17 protein-coding genes are annotated in these 20,504 nt (G+C 59.7%); 9 read left to right on the plus strand and 8 right to left on the minus strand.

Features of this window, described 5'->3' with window-relative positions:
- Window positions 1–155 precede the first annotated feature (155 nt).
- A complete protein-coding gene (locus DARO_RS11080; RefSeq protein WP_011287889.1) occupies window positions 156–1,208 on the plus strand; it encodes an alpha/beta fold hydrolase in 1,053 nt (350 codons plus the stop codon).
- 58 nt (window positions 1,209–1,266) lie between these two features.
- Here DARO_RS11080 and DARO_RS11085 read toward each other — a convergent pair whose 3' ends face one another.
- The 6 genes from DARO_RS11085 to DARO_RS11110 are packed head-to-tail and all read right to left on the minus strand — an operon-like array spanning window position 1,267 to window position 7,379.
- Window positions 1,267–2,595 carry a sigma-54-dependent transcriptional regulator gene (locus DARO_RS11085; protein ID WP_011287890.1) on the minus strand — a complete coding sequence of 443 codons (1,329 nt, stop codon included), beginning with the start codon at window positions 2,593–2,595 and terminating at the stop codon, window positions 1,267–1,269.
- Window positions 2,588–2,950 (minus strand): 5-carboxymethyl-2-hydroxymuconate Delta-isomerase, encoded by a 363-nt coding sequence (locus DARO_RS11090; protein ID WP_011287891.1) that lies wholly within the window; start codon window positions 2,948–2,950, stop codon window positions 2,588–2,590. The genes DARO_RS11085 and DARO_RS11090 overlap by 8 nt, the downstream gene beginning before the upstream one ends.
- The gene (locus tag DARO_RS11095) at window positions 2,931–4,754 is read right to left on the minus strand and encodes a sensor histidine kinase (protein ID WP_497462965.1); all 1,824 of its coding nucleotides are present in this window, start codon (window positions 4,752–4,754) and stop codon (window positions 2,931–2,933) included. The genes DARO_RS11090 and DARO_RS11095 overlap by 20 nt, the downstream gene beginning before the upstream one ends.
- A gap of 31 nt (window positions 4,755–4,785) precedes the next feature.
- Complete coding sequence (locus DARO_RS11100; RefSeq protein ID WP_011287893.1) at window positions 4,786–5,577, minus strand: ABC transporter ATP-binding protein; 792 nt, start codon at window positions 5,575–5,577, stop codon at window positions 4,786–4,788.
- A 2-nt stretch (window positions 5,578–5,579) separates the two neighbouring features.
- On the minus strand, window positions 5,580–6,395 hold the full coding sequence (locus tag DARO_RS11105; RefSeq protein WP_011287894.1) for an ABC transporter permease: 816 nt from the start codon (window positions 6,393–6,395) through the stop codon (window positions 5,580–5,582).
- Between the two features lie 3 nt (window positions 6,396–6,398).
- A complete protein-coding gene (locus tag DARO_RS11110) occupies window positions 6,399–7,379 on the minus strand; it encodes an ABC transporter substrate-binding protein (RefSeq protein WP_011287895.1) in 981 nt (326 codons plus the stop codon).
- 337 nt (window positions 7,380–7,716) lie between these two features.
- Between DARO_RS11110 and DARO_RS11115 the strand changes: the two genes are divergently transcribed.
- The 5 genes from DARO_RS11115 to DARO_RS11135 all read left to right on the plus strand — a co-directional run bounded on the left by DARO_RS11115 (window position 7,717) and on the right by DARO_RS11135 (window position 13,086).
- The gene (locus DARO_RS11115; protein WP_041224342.1) at window positions 7,717–9,057 is read left to right on the plus strand and encodes a DUF898 family protein; all 1,341 of its coding nucleotides are present in this window, start codon (window positions 7,717–7,719) and stop codon (window positions 9,055–9,057) included.
- Complete coding sequence (locus DARO_RS11120; protein WP_011287897.1) at window positions 9,057–10,040, plus strand: M48 family metallopeptidase; 984 nt, start codon at window positions 9,057–9,059, stop codon at window positions 10,038–10,040. The genes DARO_RS11115 and DARO_RS11120 overlap by 1 nt, the downstream gene beginning before the upstream one ends.
- Complete coding sequence (locus DARO_RS11125; protein WP_041224343.1) at window positions 10,037–11,176, plus strand: hypothetical protein; 1,140 nt, start codon at window positions 10,037–10,039, stop codon at window positions 11,174–11,176. Before DARO_RS11120 ends, DARO_RS11125 begins: the two co-directional genes overlap by 4 nt.
- Window positions 11,177–11,335: 159 nt before the next feature.
- Window positions 11,336–11,764 (plus strand): DUF302 domain-containing protein, encoded by a 429-nt coding sequence (locus DARO_RS11130; protein WP_011287899.1) that lies wholly within the window; start codon window positions 11,336–11,338, stop codon window positions 11,762–11,764.
- Between the two features lie 164 nt (window positions 11,765–11,928).
- Complete coding sequence (locus DARO_RS11135) at window positions 11,929–13,086, plus strand: iron-containing alcohol dehydrogenase (protein ID WP_011287900.1); 1,158 nt, start codon at window positions 11,929–11,931, stop codon at window positions 13,084–13,086.
- A gap of 18 nt (window positions 13,087–13,104) precedes the next feature.
- On the opposite strand, the gene DARO_RS11140 is transcribed toward DARO_RS11135, so the two are convergent.
- On the minus strand, window positions 13,105–13,722 hold the full coding sequence (locus DARO_RS11140) for a TetR family transcriptional regulator (protein WP_011287901.1): 618 nt from the start codon (window positions 13,720–13,722) through the stop codon (window positions 13,105–13,107).
- A gap of 133 nt (window positions 13,723–13,855) precedes the next feature.
- Here DARO_RS11140 and DARO_RS11145 point away from each other — a divergent pair, with 133 nt between their 5' ends.
- Genes DARO_RS11145 through DARO_RS11155 form a run of 3 tightly spaced genes read left to right on the plus strand, consistent with a single transcriptional unit; the run spans window position 13,856 to window position 19,587 of the window.
- Window positions 13,856–15,031, plus strand: a complete 1,176-nt coding sequence (locus DARO_RS11145; RefSeq protein WP_011287902.1) for an efflux RND transporter periplasmic adaptor subunit — start codon at window positions 13,856–13,858, stop codon at window positions 15,029–15,031.
- Between the two features lie 9 nt (window positions 15,032–15,040).
- Window positions 15,041–18,163: an efflux RND transporter permease subunit gene (locus tag DARO_RS11150; RefSeq protein WP_011287903.1), complete on the plus strand. Its 3,123-nt coding sequence runs from the start codon at window positions 15,041–15,043 to the stop codon at window positions 18,161–18,163.
- On the plus strand, window positions 18,160–19,587 hold the full coding sequence (locus tag DARO_RS11155; RefSeq protein ID WP_011287904.1) for an efflux transporter outer membrane subunit: 1,428 nt from the start codon (window positions 18,160–18,162) through the stop codon (window positions 19,585–19,587). Before DARO_RS11150 ends, DARO_RS11155 begins: the two co-directional genes overlap by 4 nt.
- Window positions 19,588–19,680: 93 nt before the next feature.
- Here DARO_RS11155 and DARO_RS22830 read toward each other — a convergent pair whose 3' ends face one another.
- Complete coding sequence (locus DARO_RS22830) at window positions 19,681–20,313, minus strand: hypothetical protein (protein WP_011287905.1); 633 nt, start codon at window positions 20,311–20,313, stop codon at window positions 19,681–19,683.
- Window positions 20,314–20,504 lie beyond the last annotated feature (191 nt).

A 20,504-nucleotide genomic window follows, 5' to 3' on the forward strand; every position in this document is an offset into this window, starting at 1 on the left:
CGCTGGCCGCGAGAGCACGATGGCCGTGGCTGACGACCTGGTGAATCGGGTTCACAAAATGCCTGTTGAGGCCCGGTAGTAAAATGGCGGCTTCCGGTGGGCTCTATGCCGTAACCGATCGATGAACGTGTGCTACCCCCATAAAGGAGCTGTTGATGCGCAGATCGATGAACGCACTCTTGATGGCGCTGATGCTCACTGCAACCGGCTACGCCTGCTCGGCAAGCAACACGGCTGGCTACGGTGCTGAACTCCAAGGCTTCCCTTACCCTTATCCTATTCAGCATTTCACGTTTGTCTCACAGGGGCAAAACCTCCAGATGAGCTATATGGATGTGCCACCTACGGGCCAGCCTAACGGACGGACAGCGGTACTGATGCACGGCAAGAATTTCTGCGGCGCAACCTGGGAAACCACGATCAGCGCGCTAACCAATGCTGGCTACCGGGTGGTCGTTCCTGACCAGATAGGCTTCTGCGCATCCAGCAAACCCGCGTATTACCAATACAGTTTTCAGCAACTCTCCGCCAACACTATGTCGCTGTTGAAGCAGCTCGGCATAACACGCGCCATTTTGGTCGGACATTCAACCGGCGGCATGCTGGCAACCCGCTTCGCCTTGATGTACCCGGAGTCCGTTGAACAGCTCGTCATGGTCAATCCGATTGGCTTGGAGGACTGGAAAGCACTCGGTGTCCCGAATCGAACCGTTGACCAATGGTATGAACGGGAACTGAAGTTATCGGCCGACGGGGTCCGTCAGTATGAAAAATCCGTTTATTACGGCGGCCGCTGGAAGCCGGCCTACGAACGCTGGGTGGACATGCTGGCCGGGCTGAATCAAGGTCCGGGCCACAAGCTGGTCGCCTGGAATTCGGCCTTGATCTACGACATGATCTTTACCCAGCCAGTGGTCTATGAATTTCCCCTGCTCAAAGTACCAACCACGCTGATGCTTGGCGATGCGGATACCACCGCCATTGGCAGCGACATCGCCGCCCCGGAAATCAAGGCAAAACTTGGCCGTTACGACGTTCTGGGCAAGGCGGTCATCAAGCGAATTCCGCGCGGACAGCTGGTTGAGTTTCCGGGCCTCGGCCATGCACCGCAGATCGAAGATCCGGATGGCTTCCACAAGGCACTGCTGAAGGCCTTGCTTCCGGTGGAAACCAATGGCGCCGGAGTTGAGCGCAGCCCCTCACATTAGGGCTGCAGATGACCTATTAGCCACCCGCTCTTATTTTTGAAAAACGGCCGGCGATGCCCTACCGGAAGCTCTCGACATTGATCCCGTGGCGAACCAGCTTGTCGTAAAGCGTCTTCTTCGGCGTCTGCAGCAGTTCAGCGGCCCGGGCCACATTGCCGGCCGATTGGCCAAGGACGGTTTCGATAATGGCGCGCTCGGCGATATCGACCTGCTCGGCCAGCGGCAGCGTGGTGTCTGGCTGGATTGCGTTGCCCCCCAGCGCATCAGGCAAGCCGAGCGCCCAGCGTTCGGCCACATTCTTCAGTTCGCGAACATTGCCGGGCCAGGCATGAGCTGACCAGCGGGCCAGTTCGGCCGCCGACCAGACCGCATCCGGCCGCGAGAAGCGCTGCGCCGCTTCGTGCAGGAAATGCGCCATCAGGAGCGGAATATCTTCGCGACGCTGGCGCAGCGGCGGCAATTCGAGACTGACGACATTGAGCCGATAATAAACGTCAGCCCGAAACTGGCCAGCCTCCGAGGCCGCCTTGAGATCGACCTTGCTGGCCGCGACGAGACGGCAATCGACCGGAATCGAAGCATTACTGCCGAGTCGTTCGACACAGCGTTCCTGCAACACCCGCAGCAGCTTGACCTGTAGGTTGAGCGGCATCGATTCGATTTCATCGAGAAACAGTGTGCCGCCGTTGGCGTGCTCGATGCGGCCGATACGTCGCTTCCCTGCCCCGGTGAAGGCGCCGGCTTCGTGGCCGAACAATTCGCTCTCGAACACCGTTTCCGGCAAGGCGCCGCAATTGATCGCGACGAAAGGGCCACGCCGGCCGCTGGCTTCGTGAATGGCACGAGCCACGACCTCCTTGCCACTGCCGGTTTCGCCGTTAATCAGGATATCGACGCCGGTCGGCGCCAGCGTGGCGACCAGTTGCCGGATATGCTGCATGGCCGGCGACTGGCCGATGATAGGGGCCACGCCGTTGTCGCCGATACGCTCCTTCAGCAGGCGGTTCTCCAGAATCAGCGCCCTTTTTTCCAGGGCGCTGCGCACGGCGGCGATCAGGCGCTCAGAAGGAAACGGCTTTTCGATGAAATCGTAAGCCCCTTCGCGCATGGCTTCGACGGCCATCGCCACGTCACCGTGACCAGTCATCAGCAGCACCGGCAGTTCGCGGTCAAGCTGGCGCAGTTCGCGCAACAGGCTGAGGCCGTCCTTGCCGGGCAGGCGGACATCGGTCACCACCAAGGCCGGGCTTGATGTCGCCAGCGCAGCGAGCATGGATTCGCCATCGGCAAAGCCGCGCACCGCAATGTCAGCCAGCGACAAGGCCTGCTCGCAGCCCTTGCGAACGGCGGCATCGTCCTCGACCAGAAAGACCGGGTGATCAGCCATGGATCACCGCCTTGGCATAGCTCGGGCGGTCGAGATCGACCGTCTCCACGCTGAGCTGGATGTCCATGCCTTTTTCGCCATTGACCGTGGTGTTCAACGCAGCCAGCACCGCCTCGGCAAGTTGCTGACGCTCATCGCTGCTGCGTCCGGCCAGCATGGCGACTCGCACATGGATGAACCCACGCTTGCCCGGCCGGACACCGACCTGAAAACAATCGAGCCCAATGGCGCGACTTTTTATATCCGGTTCGCTGAACAGGCCGGAATCGAACATCGCTTCATTGACCGCTGCCAGTGCGTGCGCGGGGACGAAGCCGGCTAGATTGCGGGTGTATTCAAGTGTCAGATGAGGCATTCGGGTCTCCTGCCGTTGGCAAGGTCAGCACGAAGACAGCGCCGCCATCGGGCGCATTGTGCGCGCTCAGCGTGCCGCCGTAACTTTCGGCAATGGTCAGAGATAGCGCCAGCCCGAGGCCCAGGCCCTCGCCGGCTGGCTTGGTGGTGTAGAAAGGTTCGAACAGGTGGTTGCGCGCCTCGTCCGACAAGCCGGCACCATGATCGCGAACGGCCATGCTGACCACGCTGCCTTCACGTCGGGCAGCCACTTCCAGCACCGGCGCAGTCTGACCGGCCATGGCATCCAGCCCGTTACGCAGCAGGTTGACCAGAACCTGTTCCAGCCGGCCTGCCTCGGCGATGACCAGCAGTGCAGCCGATTGCGGCTCGACGACAATATGGGCACCGATTTCGCGGCGACGCGGCTCGACGATCATCAGCGCATGCTCGATGGCGCTGGCCACCGTCACCGCCTGCGGCGTCGGCGCTTCCTTGCGGGCAAAGGTCTTGAGCTGCCGAACGATGCGCCCGGTTCGATCGACCAGTTCGCTGATCATTTGCAGGTTTTCGGCGACCTCTTCGTAACGACCGCGCGCCAGCAAGGCAGAGGCGTTGTCGGCAAAGGTTTGCAACGCGGCCAGTGGCTGGTTCAGTTCGTGGCTGATGCCGGCCGACATCTGGCCCAGCGTCGCCAGCTTGCCGGCCTGCACCGCAGCATCGCGGGTTTCGCGCAGGATGGCCTTGGTGCTTTCGAGGGCAGCGATCTGCTCGGTCAAATCGGCCGTACGCTCGGCAATGCGGTTTTCCAGTTCGTCATAGACGCGGCGCAGCTCGTCGCGACGGCGGGCCCGGTGGCGGAAATGGGCGGCCAGACCGAGGGTAAAGGCAGCCGCAAAGGCCACCGCCGCCGCGGCCCCAAGGGCGGTGGCCCGGGCCTCGCCGGGGTCGCCAAGCTGCACGACCTGCCAGCCGGAGTGACCAACCGGGCGAGCGTGGATCAGCCGTTCGCGCGGCGCTTCACCAGACAAGGCAAGGCGCACCGGCTGCGTCGCGGTGAGCATCAACGGCTGGTCGGCCAACGGCGTGATGTGCTGCATACCGTATTGCTGTGTTTCAGCCAGCCGGGCTTGGACCGCATCGCCGAGTGGTGCCAGCGACCGATAGCGCAACTGGCGGTCGGATGACAAAAAGACGACGCCATCGGCATCGGCCAGCAGCAGGGTATCGCCGGCATTGGCCAGGGCCTGCTCCATGCTCTCCAGCCCGACCTTGAGGACGATCACGCCGAGCACCCTGCCCTGCTCGCGCACCGGCGCTGCAAGAAAATAACCGGGCTCACCAGTAGTGACACCAACACCGTAGAAACGACCAAGGCCATTGGCCAGCGCATCGCGAAAATACGGGCGAAACGCGTAGTTGTGGCCGACAAAGCTGCGCGGCAGGCGCCAGTTGCTGGCGGCCACCGTCTTGCCCTGCGCATCGATCAGGAACGTGACCGCCACGTTGGCCCCCTGCTGGGCCGCTTCGAGATAGGCATTGGCGGCGGCAATCCGCGGCTGGCTGTCCGGCTCACCGAGCACGGCGGCCAGCGAAGGATCCAGCGCCAGCAGGCCAGGCAAGGATTCGTGCCGCGACAGCGTGGCTTCCAGCGATAACGCGAAGGCATCAAGGCGCTGCGCAGCCAGTCGTCGCTCATTATCTAGGGTGACGGCGAACAAGGTACGGTAGGCCAGCCAGCCGAGCAGCAGGCAAAAAGCGACCGCCGCCCCGAGCATAAGCAAGTTGCGGCGGCTGGGCCGGACGGCGTGATCGATGTGGTTCACGCCGTCGTCGTAGCGATTTGGGCCATTTCTCTCAGTCGACCGCAGCCAATTTCAATTCGTCGTTGGCATGGCGCTGCTGCTCTTCCATGACCAGTCGCCCAAGTTCGCGCTTGAGATCGTTGAAGGCGGCCGACGACGGATCGCGCGGGCGCGGCATATCGACGTATTGATCACGCTTCACGGTACCGGGGCGGTAGGTCATGACCACGATGCGGTCGGCCAGGTAAATCGACTCCTCGATCGAATGGGTGACGAACAGGATGGTCTTGCCCAACTTGTTCCAGATGCGCAGCAACTCGTCCTGCAGGTTGCGCCGGGTCAGCGCATCAAGGGCGCCGAACGGTTCGTCCATCAGCATGATTGGCGAGTCGAGGGCCAGCACGCGGGCGATGGCAACGCGCTGGCGCATGCCACCGGACAGGTCTTTCGGGAAGCGATCACGGAAGTCCTTGAGGTGCAGCAGTTCGAGCAACTGGCTCACGGTCAGTTCGATCTCCGCCTTGTCCTTTTTCTGGACTTCCAGGCCAAAAGCGATGTTCTGGGCCACGGTCATCCACGGGAAAAGCGCGTACTCCTGGAACACCATGCCGCGATCCGGCCCCGGGGCGATGATCTTCCTGCCTTCAACGGTGATTTCACCTCCAGAGGGCAAGGCAAAACCGGCCACCGCGTTGAGCAGGGTCGACTTGCCGCAGCCGGATGGGCCAAGCAGGCAGACGAACTCGCCGGCCTTGATTTCGAGATTGATGTCCTTCAGGGCGACGACATCCTCGCCCGGCGTCTTGAAGACCTTCTGTACGTTGTTGATATGGATTTGCGCCATGCTTAGTGCTCCAGGCCGCGATGCCAGCGCAGCAGGTGGTTGTTCAGTCGGCTAACCGCCGTGTCGATGGCCAGGCCAAGCAGGCCGATGGTGATCATGCCGGCGATGATCTTGTCCGACCACATGAATTCCCGGGCTTCGAGGATGCGGAAGCCGAGGCCGTCATTGACCGCGATCATTTCGGAAACGATCACCACGATGAAAGCGGTACCGATGCCGATACGCACGCCGGCCAGGATATAGGGCGTGGCGGCGGGCAGGATCACTCGGGTGAACATCGTCCATTGATTGACGCCGAGGTTGCGCGCTGCCCGCAGGTAGATGCCATCCACCTGCCGCACACCGGCGATGGTGTTCATCAGCACCGGAAAAAAGGCGCCGATGGCGATCAGGAAGAAGGAAGGCGGATTGCCCAGCCCGAACCAGAGGATCGCCAGCGGGATGTAGGCAATCGGCGGAATCGGTCGCAGGATCTGCATCAGCGGGTTGAACAGGGCGTAGATGCGGGTGCTGGCCCCCATCAGCAGACCGAACGGCAAGGCCAGACCGGCACCGATCAGGAAGCCGGCAATGACGCGGAACAGGCTGGAGTAAGCGTCATGCGGCAGTTCGCCGGAGAACATCCAGGCCAGCGTACTCTGCCCTGCTTCCTGCGGCTGCCCCGGCATCAGGTAGGCCCACCACTTGATGGCCACCGCCGTCGGCGACGGCAGCAGCACCTCCGAGAACAGGCCGGCCCGCGAGCCGGCCTCCCACAGAATCAGCAAGAGCACCGGCACCAGCGCACCGTGAGCGAAGTCTTTCATTTTCTGCAGCATGGCTTATTTCACCTTCAGATCGGCCTTGGCCTTTTGCAGCAGGTCGAGCTTGACCCACTCGGCCGCCTTCGGCGGCTTGGCCATGCGGCCGACACCGTACTTCTGCATGAACTCGGTGGTGATATCCACATGCTCCAGCGTCACGTCGTAGGTGTAATCTGCGTTATCCATCGCATCCTTGAAATCCTGCGAGGTGATCTGCCCCTTGAACATCTGTTCGCGCACATACTTGTCGGCCAGCGCGGTGTCCTTGTTGAACAGCGTGGTGGTCTCGACGAAGCACTTCATCAGGCGCTGGGCGACATCCTTCTTCTCGTTGTACATCTTCTCGGTCATGACCAGCAGACGGACCGGCTCACCCATCCTGGTCGTGTAGGGCTTCATGATTTCGACGCCAAACTTCTTGTTGATCGCCTGCGAAGACTGCGGTTCGGACTGGTTCATCGCATCGATCTGCTTGGCGGCCAGCGCCTGGTTGAGGTCGGCGAAGGCGAGGAAAACGACCTGCACGTCCTTGCCCGGCTTGTCGGACCAGGTCAGGCCGGCCTTTTCCAGTTCCGCGTAAAGCAGCAGTTCGTGGGCGCCGCCACGGGTGACGCCGACCTTCTTGCCCTTGAGATCGGCAATGCTCTTGATGCCGCTATCGATCCCCGCAACGATCCGTGCCCCGCCCTTGGCGAAACCTGCCACGGTGTAGATCGGCACGCCATTGGCCCGGCCGGAAATGGCACCGTCGGACGCCAGCGCAGCGATGTCGATTTCACCGGCGACGATGGCCGGCATGATGTCCGGTCCCTTCGGGAACATGCGCTCCTCGACCTTCAGGTTGTACTTGCCGCAGGCCTCCTTCATGTAGGAGACGGCGCCGTAGTGGGCAAACTTCAGGTTGCCGAGGCGAACGACATCAGGCGTCTGGGCCTGGGCGGCCAGAGGGGTAGCAACGCCAAAGGCGGCGATCAGGGCAAGGCAAATGGTCTTGGACATGGATATTTCCTCCAGAGTTTTTCGTTAGCCGCAGCGCGGATTGTTCAAATGCAATTGCAGGAGATGTGCCAGCCAGAACAAATCTGTCAAGCAATTGAATAAATTGAAAAAACAAAACCTTGAATACTCCCGGGAACAAAGAATAATGCGGTTTCCCGCTCATGAAAAATAAAATAGTGCGGAAATCCGCACTTCGGGACAGCAAGCCAGGAACATCATCAAAATCATAAGAAGTTAAGTTGCCGTGATAGAGTACGCATTTGGCATACAAAATCCTCGTACCTCGCGGAATCGGCTGCCAATATCGAAAAACAAAAAATCAGTCAGGGAGTAAGGATTGGAAGCCGCTTGCCATTACGCCACGCTTGGCGTGACCGCCGATGCCCTTGAGGCACAGATCAAGAATGCCTACGCGCAGGCCTTGAAAAAATTTCGCGAGCGGATGAACTCCGAAAACCCGTTACCGGTCTCGCATTTTGAAGCAATTCGCGAGGCTTACCGGGTGCTTTCCGATCCTGCTTGCCGGGCTGAATACGATCTGTCACGACATGCAACGAGCCCGAGCAGTTCAAGGTCAGCCATATCTGAATCGCCGTTGTCGACCGCTGCAGCCCCCCCCTCCGCACCGCCACGCGTCGCCCGGGACGACGAGGAAATCCAGGTCGCGTTTCGCGGTAACGGGGGCGAGTATTTCCGGATCTGGCTGGTCAACATGGTCCTGAGCTTCCTGACGCTGGGCATCTACTCGGCCTGGGCCAAAGTTCGGCGAGAGAAGTATTTCCATTGCAACCTGATTATTGACGGTGCCGCCCTCAATTATCACGGCAAGCCCAAAGCCATTCTCCTTGGACGCATCCTGCTGGTCATCCTGCTGGCTATTCTGAGCGTGACCGACAAACTCGGTGGAGCGGCCAAGCTCGGTGGGCTGGCCTTTTTTGGCCTGGCTTTTCCGTGGCTGATGGTTCAATCGATGCGCTTTCGTGCCCGTAACACCAGCTATCGCGGCGTTCGCCTCAGTTTTTCGGGTACTTATCAGCAAGCGCTTCTCCTCTATCTGGTGCACGGAGGTCTGTCGCTGATCACACTTGGTATCTATGTCCCGGCGTTCATCCAGAAACAAAAAGCTTTCCTGGCCAGCCATCTGCACTTTGGCGATCGCCAGTGCAACTATGCCGGGCAAGTTTCCATCTTCTATAGCGCCATGAAAGCACCGTTGATCCTTGGCGTACTGGCCCAGGTCTTGTTGATTGGTTCGCTATTCGCCATCGTGATCCCAATCATTGGAAAAAGCGGCATGGCTGGCCTGGTCATGGCCATGCTCTTCCTGCAGGCAGCCATAGTTGCGTTGGTCCTGGTCTATTCAATCGTCGTGCCATGGATTCGCGTGGTCGGTATCAACCTGTTCTGGAATCATCTGTCTTATGGCAAAACGACATTCATCAGCACGCAGAAAGTCGGTTCGTATATTGGCCTGATTGTCACCAACTGGCTGATGACGGTACTCACGCTTGGATTTTTCTGGCCATTTGCCCAGATTCGTCTTGCCAATTTCCGGGCCAACAATCTTTCCATTGCCAGCCCCCAGACCCTGCGCGAGGCAGTTTCCGAAGCGGCAGAGAATCCTGCGGCGCTGGGCAGCGAAGCGCTTGACGTCATGGGTCTCGACGTATCTTTCTGATGCTTGAAGCCTCGTACTACGATGGCCGCAGCGCACGCCGGCACGACGTGAGTCTGAGCATTCGCGATGGCCGCCTGTATTTGTCTGGCCCAACGGTTAATCGCACCGACCAGCTGAGTGACATTGATTTTGGCGAACCGCTGGCCGGTGCATCTCGCTGCATCGAATTCCTCGATGGGGCCTGTTGCGAAGTAAGCAACGAGACGGCGTTGGCCAAATTGCTGCAAGAAGCCGACCTTCGCGAATCACTGGTGGTCCGTATGCAGCGCCACTGGCGCTGGGCATTGGCATCCTTGCTCGCACTGTGCTCGATCTTTGCCAGCGCCTATATCTGGGGCTTGCCTGCCCTGGCAAAAGGCCTGGCCCCGCATGTGCCGAGTCCTGCCGTCCAGCGCATTTCCGATCTGGCGCTGGCCCAGGCCGACCAAGGTCTGCTGACAAGCAGCGTGCTTCCTGCCCCACGCCAGCAACAGATTCTCGAATACGCAAGGGCGCGCCTGAATGACACCAATTCGCCGGTGTGGCGCCTGCATTTCAGGGGATCGCCCACATTGGGTGCCAATGCCTTCGCGCTGCCCGCAGGTGACATCGTTCTCCTTGACGGCCTGGTGGCCAAACTCACTGACGAAGAAATCGTCGGCGTGTTGGCCCATGAATTGGGCCACGTGGTACACCACCACGGCATACAGCAACTGATCGAAGGAACTGCGATATCTCTGGTCATGGCCGCCTGGTTTGGCGATATGTCGTCGGTCATCGCCAGCGCCGGAGCCCTGCTCGCCATGTCAGGCTATTCCCGCGAGGCAGAAGCCGAGGCGGACGCATTCGCTGCCCGCCGTTTGCTGCAATGCTGCGCCTCAAGCGAGGCGCTGGTCAGCGCGCTGGGCAAATTGCAGGAGTCAGGCAAAGCCCGTGGTGACTTGTTGGGCACCCACCCCGACACCATCCGCCGGATAACTGCCATTCGTGAGATCAAGCCATGAAAAAAGCTGGCGGCATACCAGACACCAAAATGCTCGGTGGCGGGCTTATCCTGCTTGCTGGCGTGTTGATCCTTCTGGCTGGGCGTTTTCCCCTGCCTCTAGGCTTGTACACCGCCTTGCAGGGGCCTCCGATGATCTTGAGCGCAATTGCCGCTTATTGCGGAATTACCGTTGCATTGGCTTCGATCATCGACCGCATTGATGGCGTCGATGCGGTGGCCGCCTATCATCATGTCGGCCGCTGGTTTTGGTGGTTTGGTCAGCTCACCGCCCTGCTGGCATGCACACTGACGCTGATTGGCTTCTTTCTGCCGGGGTTGGGCAATGGCGTACGCTGGGGTGCCGCTGTAAGCACGACATTTTGTAGCATCCTGCTCATCGCCTTTCTCGATCAGGCAAAACCTGCGACGCGCCAGCAACTGCCGTGCGGAAAAAACACGCCGGCAAACGAAATGCTGAAAACCTGTCTTGCCCTCATTTTGATGGCTGTGGCAGGCATGCTCATCTATCAACGCTACGCTGATTATCGGGCGCGAGAGCAAGGCTACGCGGCCAGCGATGAAGCCGAGCGTCGCGCAGCCAAGCCGTGGATACATGAATTTGACACTCTGCCCGGTCAACTCTCGGTTGACGAACTCAAGTCACGCGTTGCGCTTGGCGGGCATCGGCTGAGCTGTTTCAGCCGGGCGGAACTGGAACCGCAAAACCGACTGCAGGAAGACGATACCCACGATTGCTGGACCAATATCGGAGAGGCTTGGGGTATTCCGGCCCATATCGTCGTCTTTGGTTTTGGGCAGCACGGCTTGCGTAGTCAGATGCTACGCTTTCCGCATGCCTCCTGGCCTCTGGTCGAAGCCTATCTGGAGCGGCTTGGCCAACGCCAGGCGCAGACATTCGGAGTCGATCCATCCAGCCGTAGGCCGATCAGTGGCTGGCGAATCGACTCCGGACTGGTCTTTTCGTCGGCCCCACCATCCGGCGAGGAAGTCGTCGTTCTGTGGAACGCAAAAGATGAACTGGCGCGCCTGTATTGCCGCGACGAGTTGTCGCCGAAAGCGGCTAAAAAGCAGTATGGCTATACCGTTCCTGTCGCCGCATTGTGGCCTGAAATCAATTGTCGTGATTTCCGTTGATTAGGCAGTAGCCGCCTCGGCTGCGACTTTAAAACCCTGCTGCAATGGGCTGCTCCGTCCGCTTTCGAAAGCAAACGCAGCGAACTGAACCGGCTATCTGTTTTTACGCGCCGGATCAGGCAGAATTCTGCTTTTCCCTTAAATTAGGGCTGTCGCCTGTTGCGCCCCGAGGATTGCCCGAGAGGGCCGCAGAAAGGAACTTCCTTGTTTTACATCGTTGAAAGCAGCAAATCATTTTACGAAGCTTGCTTCGACCTGGATCCTGTTATCCAGCGCCTTGGCTTTGTCATCCTGCATACCTACGACTTCAGCGAAATCCTCTCCCGCAAAGGTATCGGCCTCGACGAAGAATGCCAGGTATTTGAGATCTGCAACTACCGGTACGCCGAGAAAATGCTCGCCACCGATATGCAACTCAGTCTGACCATGCCGTGGCGGATTTCAATCTTTACCGAAAACGGCGCCACCAAAATTAGCCTGGCCCGCCCGAGCACGATGCTGGCGGAGCTTGGCGAAAATGCCGAACTATCCCGGATTGCTTCCGAGATTGAAGCCAAAATGGTGATGATTGTGGACGAAACGCGCTAGAACACCACCGATTGAATCGGCGATATCGCCCTGGCCAACTGCATCGCGATGGCCCCGCTTGCCCCTGTTAAGCTGGGCCGCTAGCCGAAGCAATCGGGCAAAATCAGCCATAGACAAATCCTGACAGCTCCGCACCGAACAAACCCTCACGAAGGAAAACCGCCATGCCGCACCTTTTTGACTTCAGCTATCACAACCCGACCCAGATTCACTTCGGATTGAACAGCTTCAGCAAATTGAAAGAACTGGTGCCCCAAGGCGCCAGGGTGCTGATGCTCTACGGTGGTGGCTCGATCAAGAAAAACGGGGTCTATGAGCAAGTAACACAGGCCTTATCCGGTCATCAGGTCGTCGAATGCGCTGGCGTCGAGCCGAACCCGACCTTCGAAACGCTCAACCGCGCCGTCGACCTGGTGCGGGCCGAAAAGCTGGATTTCATCCTGGCTGTTGGCGGAGGCTCGGTCAGCGACGGCGCAAAATACATCGCCTGCGCCGCCTTGTACGACGGTGACGGCTGGGACATCGTCAGCAGCAAGCACAAAGTGGAACGCGCTTTGCCGGTGGGCGTGGTGCTGACCCTGGCGGCGACCGGCTCGGAATCGAATGCCGGCGCCGTGGTGACTCGCGCCGCCAATCACGAAAAGCGGGTGTTTTATGTCCAGCCGGCCCGGCCACGCTTTGCCATCCTGAATCCTCAGGTCTTGGCCAGCTTGCCTGACCGTCAGCTGGAAAATGGTGTCGTCGACGCCTTCGTCCATGTCTGCGAGCAATATCTGACCTATCCGGTCGGCGCCTTGGTTCAGGACGGCTATGCCGAGGCCGTCATGCGCGCCCTGAAAACCCTGGCCGACACGTTCGAGCAACGTCGCGACATCGGCTGGCTGCAAAACCTGATGTGGGCGGCCAACCAGGCCCTGTGCGGCATCATCGGTGTTGGCGTGCCGACAGATTGGGCCACCCACCGGATGGCCGTCGAACTAACCGCCCTTTATGGCATCGACCACGGACGGACCTTGGCTATCATCCAGCCGGCGTTGCTGAGAGAAACGATTGAAGCCAAACGGGCCAAGCTGGAACAAATGGGACGTGCCGTTTTCGGCCTGACCCAGCCCTCCGCCGAAACGACCATTGCCGCTATTGAAAGTTTTTATCGCAGCCTGAACATGCCGCTGCATCTGGGCGACACCGACGCCAATGACCCCGAAGCGGCAACTCGCGTCATGCAGGCCTTGCGCGATCACGGCAATGCGGCACTAGGTGGTCACGCCGAACTCGATGAAGCCAAGACCGAGCGCATCATCCGCGCTGCCTGCAGTAAATAATCAAGAACGCCTTGCGGCTCAGGCCCGCCGCAAGGCCATGTGGGCGGAAATCATTTCCGGCACCCGTGACGGCAGATCCGAACCCTTCTGGCAACCGAGCAGCAGATGCACCAACCCTGTGGTAAACGCCCAAGTATCCTTGGCCGTGGCGTGTGGATCAAGCCCCTGACGCAAGGTGCCCCGCTCGGCGGCCTGTAGATAAACGCGCTCAATCTTGGCCAGAAAGGTCTGGGCCGGCCGGCCGACTTCTTCCTGTACCGCGGCAAACTCGTCGACATACTCGCAGCGCGAAATCATGATCTCGAACACTTCACGAACGACCGAGCAGTCATCAAGGACTCGGAAGAACTCCTTGATCGAGGCTTCGATGGCGTCGAGCGGATTGGCAAATTGATCCGACAGCAATAAAGCATCGGTCCGTTCGACCATCGGGGCAAAAACATCTTCGCGCATGGCGAAGAACAACTCGGCCTTGTCCTTGAAATGCCAATAAACGGCGCCGCGTGTCACGCCAGCCGCCTTGGCAATTTTTTCCAGCGTCGAACGGCTGACGCCACACTCATGGAACACAGTGCGCGCCGCGTCGATCAGGTGCTTCCGCGTCTGCTCTGCTTCTTCCTTGGTTTTGCGTACCACTTTCTCTCCTGAACGAACTTCCGTTAATTTATGCGTCCTAAAATGCTTGATAACGGTTAGTTACAAATTCGTATTTACATACATTCATGAATGTTTATAATCTAGCCAGCAAAAATAATCAAGGAGAACCGGCGTGACCCCAACCTCAAAATTCCCTCGCAAGGCCCTGCCCTTCGTCGTTTCAGCCATCATTGGCGCACTGGCTGTCGCCGGGTGTTCCGGCGACAAGACCGCTGGCGGACCACCCAAAATGGGGCCAATGCCGGTCACTGTCCTCGACATGCAACCGCAGAAGGTGCCGTCGAGCATCGAGATCATGGCGCAAACCGAAGGCGCCCGCGAAACTGAAGTCCGTGCCCGTGTCGGCGGCATTCTGACCAAGCGTCTCTATCAGGAAGGCGAAACCGTCAAGGCCGGCCAGCCGCTATTCCAGATCGACCGCTCCCCTTATGAAATCGCTCTCGCCGAGGCCAAGGCCAAGGCCGAGCAGACTGCCCGCGAAGTGGGCCGCCTGAAAGGCTTGGCCGAAGCCAAGGCAATCGCCCAGAAAGACTATGACGATGCCGTCTCCGCCAATGCGATGGCTCAGGCCGCCTTGCACCAGGCCGAACTGAATCTTTCCTGGACCACCGTGACGGCGCCGGTCGCCGGCACCACCGGCCGCGCCATCAAATCGGACGGCAACCTGATCTCAACCGGCGACAGCCTGCTGACCTCTATTTACCAGACCAACCCGATCTGGGTCCGCTTCAGCCTGGGCGAAAGCGATCTGGCGAAATTCCCGTCTGGCCGCATCAGCACCAAGGACGTCAAGGGCGTCGAACTGGTCATGGCCAATGGCCAGAAATATGAGAAGCCCGGCAAAGTCAATTTCCTCGCGACCAACATCGATACCACCCTGGGTACCCAGGCTTTGCGCGCCGAATTCGACAACGCCGGCGGCCAGCTGCTGCCCGGCCAGTTCGTCCGTGTCCGCCTGCTAACCGGTGAGCGCGATGGTGTCTATCTGGTGCCGCAATCAGCCGTACTTCAAACCGAGCAAGGCACGCTGGTCATGACCGCCGGCCCGGAAAACAAGGTTGCCCCCCGCCCGGTCAAGGCCGGCGAGTGGTACGGCAAGGACTGGGTCATCCTCGGCGGCCTGAATGCTGGCGACAAAGTCATTGTGGACAATCTGATCAAGCTGCGTCCTGGCATGCCGGTCGATCCGCATCCGCCAGTTGTGCCCGGCGCCGAGCAAGCTGGCAGCAAGCCGCAGGAAGTAGCCGGCAAATCGGGAACATCCGCCACCACCCGTACGCAACAGTAAGGAACGGCCATGGCAAAGTTTTTTATCAACCGGCCGATTTTCGCGTCGGTCATCTCGATCATCATCGTCATTGCCGGGCTGGTTGCCTCGCAGGTATTGCCCATCGCGCAATACCCGCAGATTGCCCCGCCGACGGTGCTGATCACCGCCACCTACCCGGGTGCTTCGGCTGAAACGCTGGCCAAGACGGTGGCTGCGCCGATCGAGGAGCAGCTGAACGGCGTCGAGAACATGCTCTACTTCACGTCATCGGCCAGTGCCAATGGCGCGGTGACCATCACGGCGACCTTTGAAGTCGGCACCAATGTCGACATGGCTTCGGTCAACGTCAACAACCGGGTCAAGGCGGCCGAACCGCGCCTGCCGGAAGCGGTTCGACGCAATGGCGTTATTGTCCAGAAGCGTTCCAACGACATTCTTCAGGTCGTCGCCCTGAAGTCGGAAGGCGGCAAGTACAACACGCTCTTCCTGTCCAACTACGCCAGTCTGAACATCGTCGATGAACTGAAGCGAGTCAAGGGCGTCGGCGACGTTACCATTTTTGGTGCGCAGGATTACTCGATGCGCGTCTGGCTGAAGCCGGACCGCATGGCCCAGCTTGGCCTGACGACGACTGAAGTATCGAACGCGATCAGCGCGCAAAATGCCCAGAACGCCGCCGGCAAGATCGGCCAGGAACCCGCTCCGAATGACCAGCAACTGGTTTATACGGTAACCGCTAAAGGTCGCCTGCTGAGTGAAGAGGAATTCGGCAACATCGTCATCCGCGCCAGCGGCCCTGGCGGCGTGCTGCGCCTGAAGGACATCGCGCGCATTGAACTGGGTGCCTACAGTTACGACCAGCGCGTGACGCTGGACGGCCAGCCAACCATCGCCATGGGCGTTTTCCTGCAGACCGGCGCCAATGCACTGGAGGTTGCCGACCTGGTCAAGGCCAAGATGGTTGAATTGAAGACCAAGTTCCCCGAAGCGATGGATTACGTCATTCCTTTCGACACCACGCGCTTTGTCTCGGCCTCGATTCACGAGGTTGTGCATACGCTCGTCGAAGCGATGATCCTGGTCTTGGCAGTGGTCTTCCTGTTCCTGCAGAGCTGGCGCGCCACGCTGATTCCGATGGTCGCCGTGCCGATCTCGCTGATCGGCACCTTTGCCGGCCTGTGGCTGTTCGGGTTCTCGATCAATACCCTGACCCTGTTCGCCATGGTGTTGGCCATCGGTATCGTCGTTGATGACGCGATCGTCGTGCTCGAAAACGTCGAACGTTTGATGGCCGAAGAGAAGCTGCCGCCCAAGCAGGCCGCCATCAAGGCCATGCATCAAGTCACCGGGGCACTGATTGCCATCGTGCTGGTGCTGTGTGCCGTGTTCATCCCGGTCGCCTTCCTCGGTGGCATTGCCGGCCAGCTCTACAAACAGTTTGCGGTGACCGTCGCGGTGGCCGTTGTGCTCTCCGGCGTGGTCGCGCTGACCTTGACGCCAGCGCTCTGCGCCCTGCTCCTCAAGGCCCAGCACACCGAGAACAAGCTGTTCGCTCCGTTCAACAGGATGTTCGAACGTCTGACCGGCAACTACACCCGCGCCGTCGGCTTCACGCTCAAGCACGGTATCGTTGGCTCTCTGGTGTTCCTGGCTGTGATTGGTGCCACCCTGGCCTTCTTCCGCATCATCCCGGGCAGTTTCGTGCCGGCCGAAGACCAGGGTTACCTGATCTCGGCGCTGATGCTGCCGGATGGTGCGACGCTGAAACGCACGGAAAAGACCGGCGAAGGCATGCGCCAGATGATCGCCAAGGACGAGGCCGTCAAGCACACCTTCATCGTCTCCGGTTTCGACCTGATCGGCGGCGGCAACAAGCCCAACGCCGGCACCATGTTCATTCCGCTCAAGGACTGGTCCGAACGGCAAGGCAAGGCACAGGATCTGGCTGGCAAGTTCATGGGCATTGGCATGATGCAGTCGGACGGCATGGGTCTGGTGTTCAACCCCCCGCCGATCATGGGTTTGGGCTCGGCCGGCGGTTTTGAGGTCTACGTGCAGAACCGTGTCGATGGCGATGCCCGCAAGCTCAACGACATCATCCAGACGTTCATGGAAGCGCTGAAGACGCATCCGGAATTCACCCGAATTTCCACCTTCTTCCGCCCAACCGTGCCGCAGTTGTTCGTCGAAGTTGATGAACAGAAAGCGCTGGCGCTGGGCATTCCCATTGGCGACATCTACTCGACGCTGCAAAGCACGATGGGTGCGCTCTACGTCAATGACTTCAACAAGGCCGGCCGCGTCTATCGCGTGCAGTTGCAGGCCGAAGCCAATTACCGCATGAAGGCGGACGATATCGGCAAGGTCTACGTACGCAGCGCAACGACCAACGCGATGATTCCGCTGTCGGCAGTCAGCAAGGTGAAGAACGTCGTCGGCCCTGAACAGGTCGAGCGCTTCAACGGCTTCATCGCCGCCAAGGTGATGGGTGACAGCAAACCGGGCATCAGCTCCGGTGACGCAATCAAGATCGTTGAACAAGTGGCCGAAGAAACCCTGCCCAGCGGCTATGGCATTGCCTGGACCGGCCAGGCTTTCCAGGAGAAACGCAGTTCAGGTTCCTCGCTGCAAGCCTTCGGCTTCGCCATCATCATGGTCTTCTTGATCCTCGCCGCCCAATATGAAAAGTGGTCGCTGCCCGTCGCTGTCGTGATGGCTGTGCCCTTCGCTCTGATGGGCGCACTGACTGCAATCTGGCTGCGGGGTATGCCGAATGACATCTACTTCCAGATCGGCCTCGTCGTGCTGATCGGATTGGCATCGAAAAACGCCATCCTGATTGTCGAGTTCGCCGCCCAGAAGTACGCCGAAGGCATGAGCGCGGCCGAAGCCGCGGTCGAAGCGGCTCGTCTGCGCCTGCGCCCAATCATCATGACCTCACTCGCCTTCGTGCTCGGCGTCTTCCCGCTGGTCAAGGCCACTGGTGCCGGCGCGTCGGCCCGCCAGTCAATGGGTACCGGCGTCTTCGGCGGCATGCTGGCTGCCACCTTCATCGCCACGCTGTTCATCCCGCTATTCTTCAAGTGGCTGGAACGCGGCAAGCAGATCGACCCCTCGCACCTCGATAACAACGAGGAGGAACAAGCATGATTTCCCCCGCTCTTTACCGTCTGACACCGCTGGCACTGGCCTTTGCCCTTAGCGGCTGCGCCATTGGCCCTGACTACCTGCGCCCCTCGGCACTGCTGCCCAGCCTCTTCGGCGAAGCCAAGCCAGCCGAGACGGTCGCGATTGCCCCCAACCCGGCGATTGATCCGCGCTGGTGGACGCTGTTCAACGACGCCACGCTGAACGATCTGGTCGATCAGGCGCTAAGCAACAACGCCAGCCTCCGCCAGGCCATCGCCCGCGTCGAACAGGCTGAAGCCGTGGCCCGTGAAGCCGGCGCCTCGTTCTTCCCGGAAATCGATGGTTCGGCCGCCAGCAGCAACACCAAGGCAAGCACCAAGACGGCCACTTACGTCGCTTCGCAACCGGCGATTCGCCACGCCCGCAGCGCCGGGCTCAGCACATCGTTCGAACTCGATGTCTGGGGCCGCGTCCGCCGTGCCAACGAAGCCGCCCAAGCCACCCTGCTGGCCAGCCAATATTCCCGAGACTCCATCCGGATCACGGTGGCCGGGCTAGTCGCCAGCAACTACCTGGCCTTACGGGCCTACGATGCCCAACTAGCCCTGACCAGCGAAACCCTGAAGAGCCGCGAAGACAGCCTGAAACTGGTGAAAACCCGTGTCGATGCCGGCCTGGTATCGCCACTCGATGGCTACCAGGCCGAAGGCGCGCTCGCCGCCGCACAGGTGCAAATCGCCGAACAACGTCGGCAGCGTGCCCTGGCCGAACACCAGCTGGCGCTACTGACCGGCAACCCGGAACTCAAGCTCGCTGCTGGCGATCTGCGCCAACTGCCTCTGCCGCCGCTCCCCCCGGCTGGCCTGCCCTCCGACCTGATCGAAGGCCGCCCCGATGTCCGCCAGGCCGAAGCCGAGTTGATCGCCACCAACGCCGGTATCGGCATCGCCAAGGCCGGCTACTTCCCGAAATTCACGCTGACCGGCAGCATCGGCAGCGAGAGCAAGATACTGTCCGATCTGTTCAGCGCCGGTTCCGGCACCTGGTCGCTCGGACTTAGCGCGCTGATGCCCATCCTCGACTTCGGCCGCACCTCAGCCCGCGTCGATCAAGCCAAGGCCCTCAACCAGCAATCCTTGATCGCCTGGCAGAATTCCCTGCAAACCGCCTACAAGGAAGTCCGGGATGCCCTGGTCAGCCTGCGTGAAGACGGCGAAGCCGAAACTGCCCAAAACATCCGCGTAGATAGCGCCCGCAAGGCGCTTGACGTTTCCCGCCTGCGCTACGAAGCCGGCCATGCTGGCTACCTCGAAGTGCTTGACGCCCAACGCACCCACAACGATGCCGTAACAACGATGATCACCATGCGCCAAGCCAGGTTAGGTGCGGCGATTGATCTGTTCAAGGCGCTGGGTGGGGGGTGGAAATCGGATGGGTTGTCTTGATGACTTGGTCGCTCAAGCATTGCTTATACGGACCCTGGGGTCCGTATAACAATTGGCATTGAATCGGCAAAATTGCTCCTCCCGATACAGCAGTTAATTCTTGGGGCGATAATTTTCAAATCGAACCGGTGCGTTCTTTTTTGCCGAGATAACACTTGAGCCGCCACGAACCAGAGCTTCGTCATCGGAATTTTTGGCACGAGGATTCAATATCCAGGTTTCAGAAATTTCCTTGTGGAAAATCCAGTCCTTGAGTTCCTTGCTGTACTTGAAGGTGTAATACAGGCTCCAGTGCTGGCCACATGCAACGGAATTCTGGACCGTAAAAAACCGCTTGTTGATCACTAAACCATCCTCACCGTCCTCGAAGGGATCGCACTGGCCACCTTCATTCATGCGCAGAATCAAATGGTCGTTTCGCTTGGCCAGTCGGTAGGTGCCATCCTTGTTTTGAATGAAGATCAGCAATGGACGAGGTTGGGCGTCATATCCAATAATCCCTGTTGGGTTTTTTTTAGCAAATTGCACTTCAACTTTTCGGCCAAGGGCCACTAGAAAATCCGGTAGTTGGTCTTCGTCCAGGTTTCCCTCCGCTGTTGAGATAACCTCGTAGCCTGCCGGTATCTGCTGCATGATGCTTTTAGGTAGCGACGTGGTGGAAGCAAGCGCGGGGATGGATACAGAGGCAAGTAATAGCAGGGAGAAAATGAAAGGCCGTAAGGTCATGGTTTTGACTCGTGCGCTCCTATGTGGGTAACAGCGTTCATAGCCACGCTTGGGTAGGCTACGGTGTCGGACAGATTCCAGCGCCAGTAGGGAACGAGCCTGCCTTGGGTTTTCCAGCCGGAGAGCAGTTCGTCGATGTGAATTTAGCGGACGGCCCAAAGTGGCACTTTGGGCCGTCCGCTGGAATGAGT

This window comes from Dechloromonas aromatica RCB, from assembly GCF_000012425.1.